The organism is Mycobacterium sp. BMJ-28, assembly GCF_054404835.1.
The window spans coordinates 2,270,502-2,286,589 of record NZ_CM136783.1 but is presented as its reverse complement, the minus strand read 5'-3'; the positions used below and the strand labels follow the sequence as shown (position 1 = coordinate 2,286,589).

20 protein-coding genes are annotated in these 16,088 nt (G+C 67.7%); 5 read left to right on the top strand and 15 right to left on the bottom strand.

Annotated elements, in window-relative coordinates; all coding sequences use genetic code 11:
* Positions 1 to 48: 48 nt before the first annotated feature.
* Positions 49 to 1,431 (bottom strand): glycine--tRNA ligase, encoded by a 1,383-nt coding sequence (locus ACXPWS_RS11245; protein WP_458712503.1) that lies wholly within the window; start codon positions 1,429 to 1,431, stop codon positions 49 to 51.
* An 85-nt stretch (positions 1,432 to 1,516) separates the two neighbouring features.
* Between ACXPWS_RS11245 and ACXPWS_RS11240 the strand changes: the two genes are divergently transcribed.
* Positions 1,517 to 1,870: an ArsR/SmtB family transcription factor gene (locus ACXPWS_RS11240; RefSeq protein WP_458712502.1), complete on the top strand. Its 354-nt coding sequence runs from the start codon at positions 1,517 to 1,519 to the stop codon at positions 1,868 to 1,870.
* Positions 1,867 to 2,259, top strand: a complete 393-nt coding sequence (locus ACXPWS_RS11235; RefSeq protein ID WP_458712501.1) for a Fur family transcriptional regulator — start codon at positions 1,867 to 1,869, stop codon at positions 2,257 to 2,259. The genes ACXPWS_RS11240 and ACXPWS_RS11235 overlap by 4 nt, the downstream gene beginning before the upstream one ends.
* Here ACXPWS_RS11235 and ACXPWS_RS11230 read toward each other — a convergent pair.
* From ACXPWS_RS11230 to recO, 4 genes are read right to left on the bottom strand one after another with little or no spacing between them, the layout of a single operon-like run.
* A complete protein-coding gene (locus ACXPWS_RS11230) occupies positions 2,252 to 2,650 on the bottom strand; it encodes an NUDIX hydrolase (protein WP_458712500.1) in 399 nt (132 codons plus the stop codon). The two genes, ACXPWS_RS11235 and ACXPWS_RS11230, sit on opposite strands and share 8 nt — an antisense overlap.
* On the bottom strand, positions 2,647 to 3,033 hold the full coding sequence (locus ACXPWS_RS11225; RefSeq protein WP_458712499.1) for a hypothetical protein: 387 nt from the start codon (positions 3,031 to 3,033) through the stop codon (positions 2,647 to 2,649). Before ACXPWS_RS11225 ends, ACXPWS_RS11230 begins: the two co-directional genes overlap by 4 nt.
* The gene (locus ACXPWS_RS11220; RefSeq protein ID WP_458712498.1) at positions 3,033 to 3,914 is read right to left on the bottom strand and encodes a decaprenyl diphosphate synthase; all 882 of its coding nucleotides are present in this window, start codon (positions 3,912 to 3,914) and stop codon (positions 3,033 to 3,035) included. Before ACXPWS_RS11220 ends, ACXPWS_RS11225 begins: the two co-directional genes overlap by 1 nt.
* The gene (gene recO, locus ACXPWS_RS11215) at positions 3,862 to 4,704 is read right to left on the bottom strand and encodes a DNA repair protein RecO (protein WP_458712497.1); all 843 of its coding nucleotides are present in this window, start codon (positions 4,702 to 4,704) and stop codon (positions 3,862 to 3,864) included. Before recO ends, ACXPWS_RS11220 begins: the two co-directional genes overlap by 53 nt.
* Positions 4,705 to 4,770: 66 nt before the next feature.
* On the opposite strand from recO, the gene ACXPWS_RS11210 reads away from it, so the two are divergent.
* The gene (locus ACXPWS_RS11210; protein ID WP_458712496.1) at positions 4,771 to 6,228 is read left to right on the top strand and encodes an amidase; all 1,458 of its coding nucleotides are present in this window, start codon (positions 4,771 to 4,773) and stop codon (positions 6,226 to 6,228) included.
* 11 nt (positions 6,229 to 6,239) lie between these two features.
* A complete protein-coding gene (locus ACXPWS_RS11205; RefSeq protein ID WP_458712495.1) occupies positions 6,240 to 6,728 on the top strand; it encodes a CAP domain-containing protein in 489 nt (162 codons plus the stop codon).
* A 3-nt stretch (positions 6,729 to 6,731) separates the two neighbouring features.
* On the opposite strand, the gene era is transcribed toward ACXPWS_RS11205, so the two are convergent.
* The 10 genes from era to hrcA all read right to left on the bottom strand — a co-directional run bounded on the left by era (position 6,732) and on the right by hrcA (position 15,663).
* Complete coding sequence (gene era, locus ACXPWS_RS11200; RefSeq protein ID WP_458712494.1) at positions 6,732 to 7,634, bottom strand: GTPase Era; 903 nt, start codon at positions 7,632 to 7,634, stop codon at positions 6,732 to 6,734.
* Positions 7,631 to 7,894 (bottom strand): cytidine deaminase, encoded by a 264-nt coding sequence (locus ACXPWS_RS11195; protein WP_458713497.1) that lies wholly within the window; start codon positions 7,892 to 7,894, stop codon positions 7,631 to 7,633. The genes era and ACXPWS_RS11195 overlap by 4 nt, the downstream gene beginning before the upstream one ends.
* 47 nt (positions 7,895 to 7,941) lie before the next feature.
* Complete coding sequence (locus tag ACXPWS_RS11190; RefSeq protein WP_458712493.1) at positions 7,942 to 9,228, bottom strand: hemolysin family protein; 1,287 nt, start codon at positions 9,226 to 9,228, stop codon at positions 7,942 to 7,944.
* Complete coding sequence (ybeY, locus tag ACXPWS_RS11185; protein WP_458712492.1) at positions 9,225 to 9,761, bottom strand: rRNA maturation RNase YbeY; 537 nt, start codon at positions 9,759 to 9,761, stop codon at positions 9,225 to 9,227. Before ybeY ends, ACXPWS_RS11190 begins: the two co-directional genes overlap by 4 nt.
* Positions 9,758 to 10,795 (bottom strand): PhoH family protein, encoded by a 1,038-nt coding sequence (locus tag ACXPWS_RS11180; protein WP_458712491.1) that lies wholly within the window; start codon positions 10,793 to 10,795, stop codon positions 9,758 to 9,760. The genes ybeY and ACXPWS_RS11180 overlap by 4 nt, the downstream gene beginning before the upstream one ends.
* A 130-nt stretch (positions 10,796 to 10,925) precedes the next feature.
* Positions 10,926 to 11,093: a hypothetical protein gene (locus ACXPWS_RS11175; protein WP_458712490.1), complete on the bottom strand. Its 168-nt coding sequence runs from the start codon at positions 11,091 to 11,093 to the stop codon at positions 10,926 to 10,928.
* A gap of 157 nt (positions 11,094 to 11,250) precedes the next feature.
* Positions 11,251 to 12,627 carry a C4-dicarboxylate transporter DctA gene (gene dctA / locus ACXPWS_RS11170; protein ID WP_458712489.1) on the bottom strand — a complete coding sequence of 459 codons (1,377 nt, stop codon included), beginning with the start codon at positions 12,625 to 12,627 and terminating at the stop codon, positions 11,251 to 11,253.
* Between the two features lie 76 nt (positions 12,628 to 12,703).
* Positions 12,704 to 13,438, bottom strand: coding sequence for a 16S rRNA (uracil(1498)-N(3))-methyltransferase (locus ACXPWS_RS11165; RefSeq protein ID WP_458712488.1), 735 nt, complete (start codon positions 13,436 to 13,438; stop codon positions 12,704 to 12,706).
* Positions 13,439 to 13,442: 4 nt separating this feature from the next.
* A complete protein-coding gene (dnaJ, locus tag ACXPWS_RS11160; protein WP_458712487.1) occupies positions 13,443 to 14,594 on the bottom strand; it encodes a molecular chaperone DnaJ in 1,152 nt (383 codons plus the stop codon).
* A gap of 37 nt (positions 14,595 to 14,631) precedes the next feature.
* Positions 14,632 to 15,663, bottom strand: a complete 1,032-nt coding sequence (gene hrcA / locus ACXPWS_RS11155) for a heat-inducible transcriptional repressor HrcA (protein WP_458712486.1) — start codon at positions 15,661 to 15,663, stop codon at positions 14,632 to 14,634.
* Between the two features lie 122 nt (positions 15,664 to 15,785).
* On the opposite strand from hrcA, the gene ACXPWS_RS11150 reads away from it, so the two are divergent.
* Positions 15,786 to 16,082 (top strand): type II toxin-antitoxin system VapB family antitoxin, encoded by a 297-nt coding sequence (locus ACXPWS_RS11150; RefSeq protein ID WP_458712485.1) that lies wholly within the window; start codon positions 15,786 to 15,788, stop codon positions 16,080 to 16,082.
* The last annotated feature ends 6 nt before the right edge of the window (positions 16,083 to 16,088 follow it).

Below are 16,088 nucleotides of genomic sequence, written 5' to 3'. Positions count from 1 at the left end.
AGTAATTGAGCAGCAATACCCGCCGGAGCAGTAATTCACGGCCGGTGGCTAGGCGCCCTTGAGCCGGACCGCGAGGTAGTTCGACACCTCCGCGATGGCCACCCGCTCCTGCGTCATCGCGTCGCGCTCGCGGATGGTGACGGCGTGGTCCTCCAGCGAATCGAAGTCCACGGTGATGCAGAACGGGGTGCCGATCTCGTCCTGGCGGCGGTAGCGCCTGCCGATCGCGCCCGCGTCGTCGAATTCGATGTTCCAGGACTGGCGCAGCTCGGCTGCCAGGTCGCGCGCCTTCGGGGACAGATCGGCGTTGCGCGACAACGGAAGTACGGCCGCCTTGACCGGTGCCAGCCGCGGATCAAGCCGCAGCACGGTGCGCTTGTCCACGCCGCCCTTGGCGTTCGGGGCCTCGTCCTCGTGGTACGCGTCGACCAGGAAGGCCATCAGCGACCGGGTCAGGCCGGCCGCGGGTTCAATCACGTACGGCACGTAGCGCGAGTCGGTGCCCTGGTCGTAGTACGACAGATCGACACCGGAAGCCTTTGCGTGGCTGGACAAATCGTGGTCGGTGCGGTTGGCGATACCCTCCAGCTCACCCCACGGGTTACCAGCGAAACCGAACTTGTACTCGATATCGGTGGTGCCGGCGCTGTAATGCGACAGCTTCTCCTTGGGATGCTCGTAGAGACGCAGATTCTCCGGGTCGATACCGAGGTCGGTGTACCACTTCAGCCGGGTCTCGATCCAGTACTTGTGCCACTCCGGCGCCGTGGACGGCTCGACGAAGAACTCCATCTCCATCTGCTCGAATTCACGGGTACGGAAGATGAAGTTGCCAGGGGTGATCTCGTTGCGGAAGCTCTTGCCGATCTGGCCGATGCCGAACGGCGGCTTGCGCCGCGCGGTGGTGACCACGTTGGCGAAGTTGACGAAGATGCCCTGCGCGGTCTCGGGGCGCAGGTAGTGCAGCCCCTCTTCGCTCTCGATGGGGCCGAGATAGGTCTTGAGCATCATGTTGAAGTCGCGCGGCTCGGTCCACTGGCCTTTGGTGCCGCAGTCCGGGCAGACGATCTCGGTCATCGGGACGTCGTCGGGTTCGCCACCCTTCTTCAGGGCGTACGCCTCCTGCAGGTGATCCTGCCGGTGGCGCTTGTGGCAGTTCAGGCATTCGACGAGGGGGTCGTTGAACACCGCCACGTGACCGGAGGCCACCCACACCTGGCGCGGCAGGATGATCGCGCTGTCCAGTCCGACGACGTCATCGCGACCGGTGACCACGGACCGCCACCACTGCCGCTTGATGTTCTCCTTGAGCTCGACACCCAGTGGCCCGTAGTCCCACGCCGACTTCGTGCCGCCGTAGATCTCGCCGGATTGGAAGACCAGGCCACGGCGTTTCGCGAGGTTCGCAACGGTGTCGATGATGGATGCCACGGGTTGACAGGGTACCGATCGGGCTTCACCGCGCCCGCCCGGGGACCATTGACATGCGCAGACCTGCATGTAATCTGGCACCATAATGAAAACCGTTTCCACTACCGCGCTCGAGCACGAGCACACCGGTGCGCCGGACGCCGAGCTGCCGGCCCGGGAGATCCTGGACACCGCGGGAGACCTGCTGCGCGCGCTGGCCGCACCGGTGCGCATCGCGCTGGTGCTGCAGTTGCGCGAGTCCGCCCGCTGCGTCCACGAACTCGTCGACGCGCTGGAGGTCCCCCAGCCCCTGGTCAGCCAGCACCTGCGCATCCTCAAGGCCGCCGGGGTGGTCGCCGGCGAACGCAGCGGCCGGGAGGTGATGTACCGCCTCGTCGATCAGCACCTGGCGGAGATCGTGCTGGCTGCGGTCACCCACGCCGGAGAGGACGTCGCATGACCACACCCGTGCGCGCCACCCGGCAGCGGGCCGCCATCTCGGCGCTGCTGGAGAACATCGAGGATTTCCGGTCGGCCCAGGAGCTGCACGACGAACTCCGTCAGCGCGGCGACAACATCGGCCTGACCACCGTCTACCGGACCTTGCAGGCGATGGCCACCTCCGGTTTGGTCGACACCTTGCGCACCGACACCGGCGAATCGGTCTACCGGCGCTGTTCGGCGCACCATCACCATCACCTGGTGTGCCGGGCGTGCGGCTCGACCGTCGAGGTGGAAGGCGGTGCGGCCGAGGAGTGGGCCGAACAGGTCGCGGCCGAACACGGGTTCACCGATGTCAGCCACACCATCGAGATCTTCGGGGTGTGCGGCTCCTGCGCGGTCAGCTGACGCGCGCGAAGTCCAGCACCGCGCCGAGGGTCAGCGGGGCGAGCTCGATATCCACGGGCGCATGCGGGTCCACCCAGGCCATCTCGACGATCTCCGCACCCGGCCGCGGCGGCCCGTCGAGGCGCACGGCGAACAGGTCCGCCGCAACCCGGTGACCGGGTTCGTTGGCCGCGGCCGCATCGTGATGACCCAACGACCGGATGGACTCCGGCACCACACCGGCATTGAGTTCCTCACGGACCTCGCGGCGCAGCGCCTGCTCCGGCGTCTCCCCCGCTTCGATCTTCCCGCCGGGCTGCATGAACGCCGTCGTGCCACGTTTACGGACGACCAGCACGTGGTTGCGGTCGTCGAGAATCACCGCCGCGACGATCCGGATGACGGGAGTCACGTTATGAGCGCCCGGCGCACGTCCGCCCCGGTGGACAGCACCATCAGGATCAGCGTGCCGAGCGCCTCGTCCGTCAGGCCCGCGGCGGGAAAGTTGTAGCGCAGCAACACATCCGCGGCATCCGGCGCCTTCTCGGTCAGTGACACGGTGCCCAGTAGGGTGTGGTGCGCGTGCTCACCTATGGTGGCCCGAAGTTCGGCGTCCAGGGGCAGATCCCAGGCCAGCATCTGGGTCAGCGCCACCATGTCCAGGCCCTCGGCGATCGTCACCACCCGAAGCGAGGAGAAGGTGCCGTCGTGCTGGACGGTGATCGACCCGTCCTCCTCGTGGGTGGTGGGCAAGATGGCCTCGGCGACGGCGGCCAACCGGTCGGACAGGCTCATCAGGCTCTACCGAAGCGACGGTTGCGATTGACGTACTCCTCGCACGCCGCCCACAGATCGCGCCGGTCGTAGTCCGGCCACAGCTTGTCCTGGAACACGTACTCGGCGTAGGCCGCCTGCCAGATCATGAAATTACTGGCCCGCTGCTCCCCCGAGGTCCGGATGAACAGGTCCACATCGGGGATGTCCGGTCGGTGCAGATGCTTGGCCAGCGTGGCCTCGGAGATCCGGGACGGATTCAGCTTGCCGTCGGCCGCCTCCTGCGCGATGGCCTTGGCGGCCTCCACGATCTCGGTGCGCCCGCCGTAGTTCACGCAGTAGTTGACGGTAATGACGTCGTTGTCGACCGTCATCTCCTCGGCGATGTCGAATTCCTTGATCACGCTGCGCCACATCCGGGGCCGCGAGCCCACCCAGCGCATGTTCACACCCATGGCGTCCAGGTTCTCCCGGCGCCGGCGCACCACCTCGCGGTTGAAGCCCATCAGGAAGCGCACCTCCTCGGTGCTGCGTTTCCAGTTCTCGGTGGAGAAGGCATAGACGGACAAGTGTTTGATGCCGAGTTCGATGGCACCGCAGGTGATGTCGATGAGCACCGCCTCGCCCATCTTGTGGCCCTCGGTGCGGCCCAGACCGCGCTGAGTGGCCCACCGGCCGTTGCCGTCCATCACCACCGCGACGTGGTTGGGCACCTGGTCGGCGGGGATCTGCGGGGCAGCGGCCTTGGACGGGTGCTGCGGCGGGCGGGAGAACGTGCCGTTGGTGTGCGGCGGCAGCTCCGGGAACAGTACGGGCCAGGTCGACGTGTCCGGGAAGACCGGATAGTCGTCAGGCGCCGGGGGCAGCTGCGGGTAGGTGATCTTGCCCCGTTTGGTTGCCATGCGCCATATCCTGCCCGACCACCCCCACCCGCCGTTCGAGGCCCGCGCTATCGACCCGGTAAACCCGTTCGACCAGTGGCAACGTCCGCAGCTGACGCTCCAGGTGCCACTGCAGATGGGCGGCGACCAGCCCGCTGGCCTGACTGCGCTGCGATGAGGTGGACGCCTCGGCGAACTCCCAGTCCCCGTCGTGCAGGGCGATCATCAGGTCCAGCACCGCCTGGGCGGGTGTCGCCGAGCCCGACGGCCGGCAGTGCACACACACGCTGCCGCCCGCGCCGATGTGGAACGCCCGATGCGGGCCGGGCGCCGCGCAGCGCGCGCATTCGGCCAGCGCCGGGGCCCAGCCCGCGATCCCCATGGCCCGCAGTAGGTAGGAGTCCAGTACCAGCTCCCGCGGCCGGCGGGCCGCCGCGACGGCCCGCAGCGCCGCCACCGTCAGGCTGTGCAATTCCGGAACCGGGGCATGCTCCTCGCCTGCGAGCCGTTCGGCGGTTTCCAGCACCGCGCACGCGCAGGTGTAGCGGCCGTAATCGTTGACGATGTCGACGGCGAACGCGTCGATGGCCTGGACCTGGGTGACGATGTCGAGGTTGCGGCCAGGGTGCAGTTGAACGTCGATGTGTGCGAACGGTTCCAGCCGGGCCCCGAACTTGCTGCGGGTCCGGCGCACCCCTTTGGCGACAGCGCGGACCACACCGTGCTCGCGGGTGAGCAGCGTGACGATCCGGTCGGCCTCGCCGAGCTTGTGCTGGCGCAGCACCACCGCTCGATCCCGGTACAACCGCATCCGGACAGTCTCTCATCGCGTGCCGACACCGTCCGGCAGGCAACGCCGGATATTCTCGAAAGCAGTATGGCTCCCACCCCGGAACAACCCGCCCGCATGGCTCCCACCCCGAAATTGAGCACCCTCACCCAGCAGCTCTATCGCCTCGCCAGCGGTGCCACCACATCGGAACAACTGGTACGCCAGTCCCTGGACGCCATCGAGGCCAGCCAGCCCACCCTCAACGCTTTCCGGGTCGTACTGACCGACAGCGCACTGGCCGAAGCCGCCGCGGCAGACCGCAAACGCGCTGCGGGCCAACAACTCCCGCTCCTCGGGGTACCGATCGCGGTCAAAGACGACGTGGACGTCGCCGGCGTCCCGACCCGCTTCGGGACCCGCGGCCAGGTGCCCGCCGCCACCGCGGACGCCGAAGTGGTTCGGCGGCTGCGGGCAGCCGGCGCGGTGATCGTGGGCAAGACCAACACCTGCGAGCTGGGTCAATGGCCGTTCACCAGCGGCCCCGGCTTCGGGCACACCCGAAACCCGTGGTCACGCGAGCACAGTCCGGGGGGTTCCTCCGGTGGCAGTGCCGCGGCCGTCGCCGCCGGCCTGGTGACCGCGGCCATCGGGTCCGACGGCGCAGGCAGCGTGCGCATCCCGGCCGCGTGGACACACCTGGTCGGCATCAAACCGCAGCGCGGCCGCATCTCCACCTGGCCGCTGCCCGAGGCGTTCAACGGCATCACCGTCAACGGCGTACTGGCCCGCACCGTCACCGACGCCGCGATCGTGCTTGACGCCGCCTCCGGCAACGCCCCCGGTGACTTGCACCAGCCCGAGCCGATCCGGGCCACCGAACACATCGGCCGGGCCCCCGGCGCCTTACGCATCGCGCTGTCGACGAAGTTCCCGTTCACCTTCTTCCGCGCCACGCTGCATCCCGAGATCGACGCCGCCGTGCGGGACGTGGCCACCCATCTCGAACAGCTCGGTCACACCGTCGCCGAAGCCGATCCGGATTACGGGCTGAAGATGTCGTGGGACTTCCTGGCCCGGTCCACCTCCGGGCTCCTGGACTGGGGCTACCGCCTCGGGCCGGGGATCGACTGGGATACCCGCACCGTGAGCAATATGCGCACGGGCCGGCTACTGTCCGAACACGTACTGCGCAAGGCCAGGACCGCCGAGGCGCAGGCCCGGCGGCGGGTGGGCTGGATCTTCAACATCGCCGACGTGGTGCTCGCCCCCACCACCGCACTTCCCCCGCCGCTGGTCGCCGAATACGACGACCGCGGCGCTCTGGCCACCGACCGCGCGATGATCCGGGCCTGCCCGCTGACCTGGCCGTGGAACCTGCTGGGCTGGCCGTCGATCAACGTGCCGGCCGGATTCACCTCCGACGGACTGCCGATCGGGGTGCAGTTGATGGGTCCCGAAGGCAGCGAACCGTTGCTGATTTCGCTGGCCGCCGAACTGGAGGCGATCAGCGGGTGGATGACCAAGCAACCCGAACCGTGGTGGGCGAGTCCCACGCTGCAGTAACCTCTGTGACCATGTCCGCAACCCGCCTCGGCGTCCGCGCCCTTCCCGTACTGGCTGTCGTTGCCGGCGCGGTGCTCACCGCCCCGGCGGCCCATGCCGACAACATCCGGCTGAACAACAGCGTGATCGCCAACGTCTACACCATCCAGCACCAGGCGGGCTGCACCAACAACGTCGTCAAGAATCCGCAACTGCAGCTGGCCGCCGAATGGCACGCCAACGATGTGCTCAACAACCGGGCCCTGGACGGCGATTTGGGCTCGGATGGCTCCACCCCGCAGTCCCGGGCTGCGGCCGCCGGGTACAAGGGCACCGTCTCGCAGACCGTGGCGATCAACCCGGCACTGGCGATCAACGGCATCGAGATCATGAATCAGTGGTACTACCGCCCCGACTACATGGCGATCATGAGCAACTGCGCCAACACCCAGATGGGCGTGTGGTCGCTCAACAGCCTGGACCGCAGCGTCGTCGTCGCGGTCTACGGCATCCCGGGCTGAACGCTAGAACCCAAGCCGGCCAAGCTGTTTCGGGTCGCGCTGCCAATTCTTGGCGATCTTGACCCGTAGGCTCAGGTACACCTTGGTGCCCAGCAGCTTCTCGATCTGCAGACGGGCGGCGGTACCCACCTCGCGCAACCTCTCACCGCCCTTGCCGATCACGATGCCCTTCTGACTGTCGCGTTCGACGTACAGGATCGCGTGCACGTCGATGAGATCGTCGCGGCCTTCCCGCTCTTCGATCTCCTCGATCACGACGGCCAGCGAGTGCGGCAGTTCGTCGCGGACCCCTTCCAGCGCGGCCTCGCGGATCAGCTCGGCCATCAGGACTTCCTCGGGCTCGTCGGTGAGCTCGCCGTCGGGGTAATAAGCCGGCCCGGGCGGCAGATTGGCGACGAGAACGTCGGTGAGCACGTCGAGCTGCTCCCCCGCGGTGGCCGACACCGGCACGATCTCGGTGTCCGGACCGACCAACGTGCTGACCGCCAGCAGCTGGGCGGCCACCCGGTCCTTGGGCACCTTGTCGATCTTGGTGACGATGGCGACCAGGGTGGTCTTCGGCGCGACCGCGCGGATCTGCGCATAGATCCACTGGTCGCCGGGACCGATCTTCTCATCGGCCGGGATGCACAGGCCGATGACGTCGACCTCGGAGTAGGTGTCCTTGACCAGGTCGTTGAGCCGCTGCCCGAGCAGCGTGCGGGGCCGGTGCAGGCCCGGTGTGTCGACGAGGATGATCTGGAAGTCCTCCCGGTGCACGATGCCGCGGATGGTGTGCCGGGTGGTCTGCGGGCGATTCGACGTGATGGCGACCTTCTGGCCCACCAGGGCGTTGGTGAGCGTGGACTTACCGGTGTTCGGCCGCCCGACGAAACAGGCGAAGCCGGAACGGAATTCGTCGGTCATGACAGGTTCCCGGCGCGGTCGGTGACGATGACGGCGGCGTCCGGGGACAGCTCGCGCACCGCGGCCACCCCGGCGTCCTGCGCCGAACCACCCACCAGCACCGCGGCCTCCAGCCCGGCGGCCCCACTGGACACCGCGGCGGCGATGGCCGCCTGCAGCGCGGTCAGCGTCAGGGCCGTCAGCCGCACCGGAGCACCGGCATAGGTGCGCCCATCGAGGTCGCGTACCGCGGCCCCCTCGCCGGCTTCGGCCCGGCCCATCGCGCCGCGGGCCAGCACCACCAGCTTGTTGTCCTCTTCGGTGAGATTCACGAGGTTTCCTCCTCAGTCTCGGCCGGGCGGATCAGCACGGTGCCGATCCGCACCCGGCCACGATGGTCCGGCCCGCCCTCGGCGCGCAATCGCAGCCCGTCCCAGGTCACCTCGGCGCCGGGCAGCGGCACCCGGCCCAGTTCATGAGCCAGCAGTCCGCCCACGGTGTCGACCTCGAGGTCCTCACCGATCTCCAGCTCTTCGTACAGCTCACCGAGGTCCTCGATGGGTAGCCGCGTCGAGACCCGGAACTGCTTGTCGCCCAGTTCTTCCCAGGGCGCCACTTCGTCGGCGTCGTATTCGTCGTTGATCTCGCCGACGATCTCCTCCAGGACATCCTCGATGGTGACCAGACCGGCGATCGCACCGTATTCGTCGACCAGCAGCGCCATGTGGTTGCGGTCGCGCTGCATTTCGCGCAACAGGGCGTCCAGAGGTTTGGAATCGGGCACGAACACCGCCGGGCGCATCAGATCACCCACCCGGGTGTCCAGCGAGTCCGCCGCCGAATACGAATGCTGCACGAGGTCTTTCAGATACACCACGCCCACCACATCATCGACGTTCTCGCCGATCACCGGCAACCGGGAATGTCCGCTGCGCACCGCGAGCGAGGTGGCCTGAGCGGTGGTCTTGTCCCCTTCGATCCACACCATCTCGGTGCGCGGGACCATCACCTCGCGCGCCGGGGTGTCCCCGAGCTCGAACACGGACTGGATCATCTTGCGCTCGTCGTCGGCCACCACGCCACGCTGCTGCGCCAGGTCGACGACCTCACGCAGCTCGATCTCGGAGGCGAACGGCCCGTTGCGGAAGCCACGCCCGGGCGTGAGCGCGTTTCCGATCAGCACCAGCAGCCGGCTGATCGGGGTGAGCAGCACCGAAATCGCCTGCAGCGGAAGCGCTCCGGCCAGGGCGATGCTGTAGGCGTTCTGCCGCCCGACGGTGCGCGGCCCGACACCGATGGCCACGAAGCTGACCACCACCATGATCGCCGCCGCCGCCACCAATCCCCAGCCGACACCGAGGTAGCCGTCCAGGTAGGAGACCAGCAGGACCGTCGCGCTCACCTCGCAGGTGATCCGCAACAGCACCACCAGATTGATATACCGGGGCCGGTCCTCGATCACCTGGGCCAACCGCGTCGCGCCGGGGCGTTCGTCGCGCACCATCTCATCGACCCGGGCGATGGACACCGTGCCGATGGCGGCGTCGACGGCGGCGAACAGCCCACCCACGCCGACCAACACGATCGCGCCGAGTAGTGCCGTCAGTCCCGTCACGGTGCGTCGAAGTATCGCGACTTGTCCAGCAGCCGTCGATCCTTCTCGGTCTGCAGATCCTGTCGGTAGGTCTGCACCTGGTCGGCCACCCACTCCTCGAGCAGGCGCCGCTGCAGGGCGAACATCTCTTTTTCCTCGTCAGGTTCGGCGTGGTCGTAGCCGAGCAGGTGCAGCACTCCGTGCACCGTCAGCAACGCCAGTTCCTGTCCGAGCGAATGTCCGGCCTGTTCGGCCTGGGTGGCGGCGAACTCCGGGCACAACACGATATCGCCCAGCATGGACGGTCCCGGTTCCGCCGCGTCGGGACGCCCGCCCGGCTCCAGTTCGTCCATCGGGAAACTCATCACGTCGGTGGGCCCGGGCAGGTCCATCCAGCGCATGTGCAAATCGGCCATGGCGGCGGTGTCGAGCAGCACCATGGACAATTCGGCGGCCGGGTTGACGTCCATCTGGCCGATGACGAACCGCGCGACGCTGATGAGCTCTTCCTCGGATACGTCGTACCCGGATTCGTTGGACACCTCGATGCTCATCGGCGCGACCGGCCGTTCGACGAGCGGCGCTGGGCGCGGTTGAGCATGCCCGGATCGTCGTGGCGCGCATACGCATCCACGATCTCGGAGACCAGCCGGTGCCGCACCACGTCGGCACTGGTGAGCTCGGCGAAGTGGATATCGTCGATATCGTCGAGGATGGTCATCGCCGCGCGCAGCCCGGAGGCCTGGCCGCCCGCCAGGTCGACCTGGGTGATATCGCCGGTGACAACCATTTTCGAGTTGAACCCGAGCCGGGTGAGGAACATCTTCATCTGCTCGGCCGTGGTGTTCTGGGCCTCGTCGAGAATGATGTAGGCGTCGTTGAGCGAGCGGCCGCGCATGAAAGCCAGTGGCGCCACCTCGATGACGCCCGAGGCCAGCAGGTTGGTGATGACCTCGGGGTCCATCATGTCGTGCAGCGCGTCGAGCAGCGGGCGTAGATACGGGTCGATCTTCTCGCTCAGCGTGCCCGGCAGAAAGCCAAGGCGTTCACCGGCTTCCACCGCCGGACGGGTCAGGATGATCCGGTTGACCTGCTTGGAGAGCAGCGCGGCAACCGCTTTGGCCATCGCCAGATAGGTCTTGCCGGTGCCCGCCGGGCCGATACCGAAGACGATGGTGTGGTCGTCGATCGCATCGACATACCGCTTCTGGTTCAGCGTCTTGGGCCGAATGGTCTTCCCGCGCCGGGACAGGATGTCCAGCGTCAGGACCTCAGCCGGTGAGGCGTCGGATTCACCGGTCATCATCGACACGGCGCGCCGGACCGCGTCCGGGTTCAGGGGCTGACCGCCGGCCAGCACGGCCACCAGTTCGCCGACCACCCGTTCGGCCAGCGCCACGTCGGCGGGGTCACCGGACAGCGTGACCGCATTGCCGCGGACATGGATGTCGGCGGCGAGCAGTGTTTCGAGGGTGCGTAGGTTCTCGTCGGCGGAACCGAGCAGGCCCACGACAGCGTCGGGCGGAACTGTGATACTGCTGCGCACCTGGCGGGAGGGCGAGTCAGCGGTCGTCTCGCGGGGCGTCACGTGGTGTTTCTTGCCTGCTTTCTGTGCTCTGGAATAGGTGCTGCCAGTTTAGCGCCGGTCACCGACCTGGCCCAACGGTTAAGGGCCACCCCGGATACCCGGGGTGGCCCTCAACGACGGTTGTTTGGTGTCAGTGGCTCTGATGCACCGTGGTGTCCACCTGCGGGACGGACACGCTCTGGCCGTTCTCGTGCACCCACTCGTTGTGGGCGACATCGGCCTGCGCCGGGCCCGCGAGACCCAGGACAGCGGCGGCCATACCGGCTGCGATCACACTGGCGAAACCGAACTTCTTCATCTTTGCGCTCTTTCCTCTTCGTCTACCGGCGACATCCGTGCCGGTCTGGCATGAAGAACCGCAAAGATGGGATGTTTCATTCCGGTTAATCGAAAAGGTTGACCAGAAGTGACCCGTTCCACCGGGCCCCGATCAGGTGGCCTACCTCACATGATGCTCAGTCGCGCATCCCGGCGGTCACCGCGGGGACCGCACCGGCGTCGGGCAGCGGCTCGACATCCTCGCCGGCCAGCACGCTGCGCATGCGGTCCTTGTCCAGCTGACCCTCCCAGTTCGCCACCACGAACGTCGCCACGCAGTTGCCCAGCAGGTTCACCGACACCCGCATCGAATCCATGATCCGGTCGGCGCCCAGCAGCAGCGCCACCGCCGCCACCGGGATCGCGCCGTGCCCGATGGCCGCCACGGTCGCCGACAGCGCCAGGAAGGACGACCCCGGAACGCCGGCCATGCCCTTGGACGTGAGCATCAGCACCAGCACCGCGGTGATCTGCTCGCCCAGACTCAGATCGACACCGAGCGCCTGCGCCAGGAACAGCACGCAGATCGAGAGATACAGCGTGGCGCCGTCGAGGTTGAACGAATAGCCGGTCGGCACAACCAGTCCCGTCGTCGTGCGCGAACAGCCCGCATTGGCGAGTTTGGTCATGATCCGCGGCAGCACCACCTCCGTGGAAGCGGTCCCCAGCGCCAGGAAGAGCTCGTCCTTGATGTACACCACGAACCGCCACAGGTTCACCCCCGCGAAGATCCTCGCGATGGCCGCCAGGATGAGGATGAAGAGAAGCGCCGCCAGATAGCAGGCGGCGATCAGCTTGCCGTAGCTGGCCAAGGACCCGATGCCGTACTGACCGATGATGTAGGCCATCGCGCCGAACGCCCCGAGCGGGGCCAGCCGCATCACCCAGCCGATGATGGTGAAGAAGATGTGGCTCATGTGGTCCACGAACTCGAAGATGACCGGCGGGCCGGACTCGCCGAACTTCGCCAGCGCCAGCCCGAACAGCACCGCGAAGAACAACACCTGGAGCAGGGCGTTCTCGGCGAAGGCCGACACCACCGAGGTCGGGATGATGTTGAGCAGGAATTCCACGGTGTGCGGCAGTTCGCCGTTGCTCGTCTTCTTGGCCACCGCCTCGGCGCCGGTGACCAAGGTCTGCGGATCGATGCTGAAACCGGCACCGGGTTTGACGATATTTCCGACCACCAGCCCGAAAAGGAGCGCAAAGGTGGTCACCGCCTCGAAGTAGATGAGCGCCTTCACACCGATCCGGCCGACCGACTTCAGGTCGCCGACGTGGGCGATGCCGATCACGACGGTGCAGAAGATGATCGGCGCGATCAGCATCTTGATGAGCTTGATGAACCCGTCGGCCAGCGGTTTGAGCGCGCCACCGACGTCGGGCCACAACCACCCGACCAGAATGCCGGCCACGATGGCCACCAGTAGCTGGACGAACAGCGACGTGTACCACGGCGGTTTGTTGGCCAGCCGGACCATTTCGCTGTGCGGGGGCTCCATCGTCATCGCCATGGCGTGCACGCTAGGAAGTCGAGGTCACCGCACAGTGTGCCGCATGTTTCCGGCAGGAAACGTCGCTCATATATCCCTACAGATCCCAGCGGCCGGTCAGCACCCCGATCGCGCCCAGCGCCACCGCGGCCGCGCTCGAGGTGCGCAGCACCGTGGGGCCGAGCCGCACGGCCACCGCCCCCGCATCGGTCAGCGTGCCGATCTCCTCATCGGTGACCCCACCTTCCGGGCCGACTACCAGCATTACCGAATCAGCCTGTGCCACAACCAGATCGGCCAGCGGCACGGTCGCCGACTCGTGCAGCACCAGGGTCAGCCCACGAACCCGGCCGGCCAGGTCGGCCGTGCTCAGCACACCGTCGACGGTCGGAATGTAGGCACGCCGCGACTGCCGGGCCGCCGAGCGGGCCACCGCCGCCCACCGGCGCAACCCCTTGTCGACCTTGGCCGCGCCGTCCCAGCGGGCCACGCATCGCTGGGACTGCCACGCCAGGAAGGCATCCGCGCCGGCCTCGGTGGCCAGTTCGATCGCCAACTCGGAGCGATCCGATTTCGGCAACGCCTGTACGACGGTCACCGGCGGAACCGGGGCGCTGACGCGGGCGGTGGTGAGCACGCGCGCGGCCAGCCGGCCCTTGGTGGCTTCCTCGACGACACAGTGCGCCGTCATCCCCGCGCCGTCACCGAGATCCAGTTCCTCACCGGGCCGGAACCGGCGCACCGTCGCGGCGTGGTGGCCCTCGTCACCGTCGACCACGGCGATCGCACCGGGTTCGGGCAGCACGTCGACGTAGAACAGCGCTCTACTCATGCGCTCAGCGGCCGGAGAACGTGTCCCGCAACCGGCTGAACAGGCCTCCGTTGGAGCCCGCCGAGCCGTGTGCGGACCGCACCTCGGCGACATCCCGCGACCGGTGCTCCTTGAGCTTGCGCAACAGGTCGGTGTCGGTCCCGTCCAGGCGGGCGGGGATGAGCACCTCGATATGGGCGTGCAGATTGCCCCGCACCCCGGACCGCAGGTGCGGCATACCGTGGCCGCGCAGCGTGGTCACCGCACCGGGCTGGGTGCCCGCCGCGATGGTGATCTCGGTCTGGCCGCCGAGGATGTCCTCGACCATCACCGTGGTGCCCAGCGCCGCGTCGAACATCGGCACCGACACCGTGCAGTGCAGGTCGTCCCCGTCCCGGACGAAGATGTCGTGCTGCTGCTCGTGCACCTCGACGTACAGGTCACCCGCCGGGCCACCGCCGGGACCGACCTCGCCCTGGGCCGCCAGCCGCACCCGCATACCGTCGCCGACACCCGCCGGGATCTTGACGCTGACCTCACGGCGCGCCTGCACCCGGCCGTCACCGCCGCAGCGGTGGCACGGGTCGGGAATGACCTCACCGACACCACCGCACACCGGGCACGGCCGCGACGTCATCACCTGGCCCAGCAGCGACCGCTGCACCGTCTGCACCTCGCCGTGGCCATGGCAGGTGTCACAGGTGACCGGACTGGACGTGCCGTTGGTGCCCTTGCCCTGGCACAGGTCGCAGAGCACGGCGGTGTCCACGGTGACCTGCTTGGTCACGCCGGTCGCGCATTCGGACAGATCCAGGCGCATCCGCAGGAGCGAATCCGAGCCGGGACGCACCCGACCGATCGGGCCGCGCGAGCCGCCGCCCCCACCGAAGAAGGCCTCGAAGACGTCGCCGAGCCCACCGAAACCACCGAAACCACCGGCGCCCGCACCCGCGGCGGCGTTCTCCATCGGATCGCCGCCCAGGTCGACGATGCGGCGCTTCTCCGGATCCGACAGCACCTCGTAGGCGATGCTGATCTCCTTGAAGCGCGCCTGCGCCGCCTCGTCGGGGTTGACGTCCGGGTGCAACTCCCGCGCGAGCTTGCGGTAGGCGCGCTTCAGCTCCGAATCGCTGGCGCCCTTGCTCACGCCGAGCAGACCGTAATAATCGCGTGCCACGTAGAACCTCTCTCATGCCGCCTGCTGCGGCCGTCCCCTACCGGGTGCCCAAAACCTCGCCAATGTAGAGAGCAACGGCGGCGACATTCGCGATCGTTCCCGGATAGTCCATCCGGGTGGGACCGACCACACCCATGCCGCCGAACACCTTGCCCGAACTGCCGTACGCCGTGCTCACCACCGACGTCCCGACCATCTGTTCGGCCTCGGTCTCGTGCCCGATACGCACCGTGACCTTACCGGCCTCCTGTTGCGCGGCCAGCAACCGCAGCACCACAACCTGCTCCTCGAGCGCCTCCAGCACCGAACGCAGCGATCCGCCGAAGTCCGCCGTGTTGCGCGTCAGGTTGGCGGTCCCGCCGAGCAACAGGCGTTCCTCGGTGTGTTCGACAAGGGTTTCCACCAGCACGGTGGCGGCGCGGCCGATGGCGTCACCCAGCCCGCCGTGCCCGTCGAGGGCGCCGGCCAGGTCGGCGACCGCCACCGATGCGGTGGACAGTGGTTTGCCTTCCAGCGCGCTGCCGAGCCGCTCCCGCAGCTGGGACAGTTCGTGGTCGGAGATGGCGTCACCGAGTTCGACCACCCGCTGGTCCACCCGGCCGCTGTCGGTGATGACCACCAGAAGCAGCTTGGCCGGGGTCAGCGCGACCACCTCCAGATGGCGCACCGTGGAGGTGGACAGCGTCGGGTACTGGATGATGGCGACCTGCCGGGTCAGCTGGGCCAGCAACCGCACCGCACGGCGTAACACGTCGTCTAGGTCCACCCCGGACTCCAGGAACTGCAGGATCGCCCGCCGCTCGCTGCTGGACAGCGGCTTCACGTTGTCGATCCGGTCGACGAACTCGCGGTAGCCCTTCTCGGTGGGAATCCGCCCCGAACTGGTGTGCGGCTGGGTGATGTACCCCTCCGCCTCCAGCACCGCCATGTCGTTGCGCACGGTGGCGCTGGAAACCCCCAGATTGTGCCGATCCACCAGGGACTTCGATCCGATGGGTTCCTTGCTGGTCACGAAGTCGGCGACGATGGCACGCAGCACCTCGAAACGACGGTCGTCGGCACTTCCCATGGTTCACCTGCCCTCAGCTCGTGGTCTGCTGTTCATTTTACGGTGATCAACAGCAGGTTATTCGCGTTGGCAAGCACACCGCGCGCCTCGTGGGATTAACCTCGTCGCATGGGAGCGCGCCGGTGATCTTCAAAGGAGTTCGCGACGGCAAGCCTTATCCCGAGCACGGGCTGTCCTACCGGCAGTGGTCGCAGATCCCGCCCCGCCAGATCCGGCTGGACGAGCTGGTCACCACCACCACCGTGCTGGCGCTGGATCGCCTGCTCTCCGAGGACTCCACCTTCTACGGCGACCTCTTCCCGCACGCGGTGCGCTGGCAGGGCGTGATCTATCTGGAGGACGGCCTGCACCGGGCCGTGCGGGCCGCGCTGCGCAACCGCACCGTGCTGCACGCCCGGGTGCACGACATGGACACCTGAACGCGT

Excerpts from the sequence above, each read along its gene's own strand:
- ACXPWS_RS11240 (WP_458712502.1), top strand. The coding sequence starts at position 1,517 with ATGAAAACCGTTTCCACTACCGCGCTCGAGCACGAGCACACCGGTGCG.
- ACXPWS_RS11235 (WP_458712501.1), top strand. The coding sequence starts at position 1,867 with ATGACCACACCCGTGCGCGCCACCCGGCAGCGGGCCGCCATCTCGGCG.
- ACXPWS_RS11225 (WP_458712499.1), bottom strand. The coding sequence starts at position 3,033 with ATGAGCCTGTCCGACCGGTTGGCCGCCGTCGCCGAGGCCATCTTGCCC.
- ACXPWS_RS11220 (WP_458712498.1), bottom strand. The coding sequence starts at position 3,914 with ATGGCAACCAAACGGGGCAAGATCACCTACCCGCAGCTGCCCCCGGCG.
- recO (WP_458712497.1), bottom strand. The coding sequence starts at position 4,704 with ATGCGGTTGTACCGGGATCGAGCGGTGGTGCTGCGCCAGCACAAGCTC.
- ACXPWS_RS11210 (WP_458712496.1), top strand. The coding sequence starts at position 4,771 with ATGGCTCCCACCCCGGAACAACCCGCCCGCATGGCTCCCACCCCGAAA.
- ACXPWS_RS11205 (WP_458712495.1), top strand. The coding sequence starts at position 6,240 with ATGTCCGCAACCCGCCTCGGCGTCCGCGCCCTTCCCGTACTGGCTGTC.
- era (WP_458712494.1), bottom strand. The coding sequence starts at position 7,634 with ATGACCGACGAATTCCGTTCCGGCTTCGCCTGTTTCGTCGGGCGGCCG.
- ACXPWS_RS11195 (WP_458713497.1), bottom strand. The coding sequence starts at position 7,894 with ATGGGCCGGGCCGAAGCCGGCGAGGGGGCCGCGGTACGCGACCTCGAT.
- ybeY (WP_458712492.1), bottom strand. The coding sequence starts at position 9,761 with ATGAGCATCGAGGTGTCCAACGAATCCGGGTACGACGTATCCGAGGAA.
- ACXPWS_RS11175 (WP_458712490.1), bottom strand. The coding sequence starts at position 11,093 with ATGAAGAAGTTCGGTTTCGCCAGTGTGATCGCAGCCGGTATGGCCGCC.
- dctA (WP_458712489.1), bottom strand. The coding sequence starts at position 12,627 with ATGGCGATGACGATGGAGCCCCCGCACAGCGAAATGGTCCGGCTGGCC.
- ACXPWS_RS11165 (WP_458712488.1), bottom strand. The coding sequence starts at position 13,438 with ATGAGTAGAGCGCTGTTCTACGTCGACGTGCTGCCCGAACCCGGTGCG.
- hrcA (WP_458712486.1), bottom strand. The coding sequence starts at position 15,663 with ATGGGAAGTGCCGACGACCGTCGTTTCGAGGTGCTGCGTGCCATCGTC.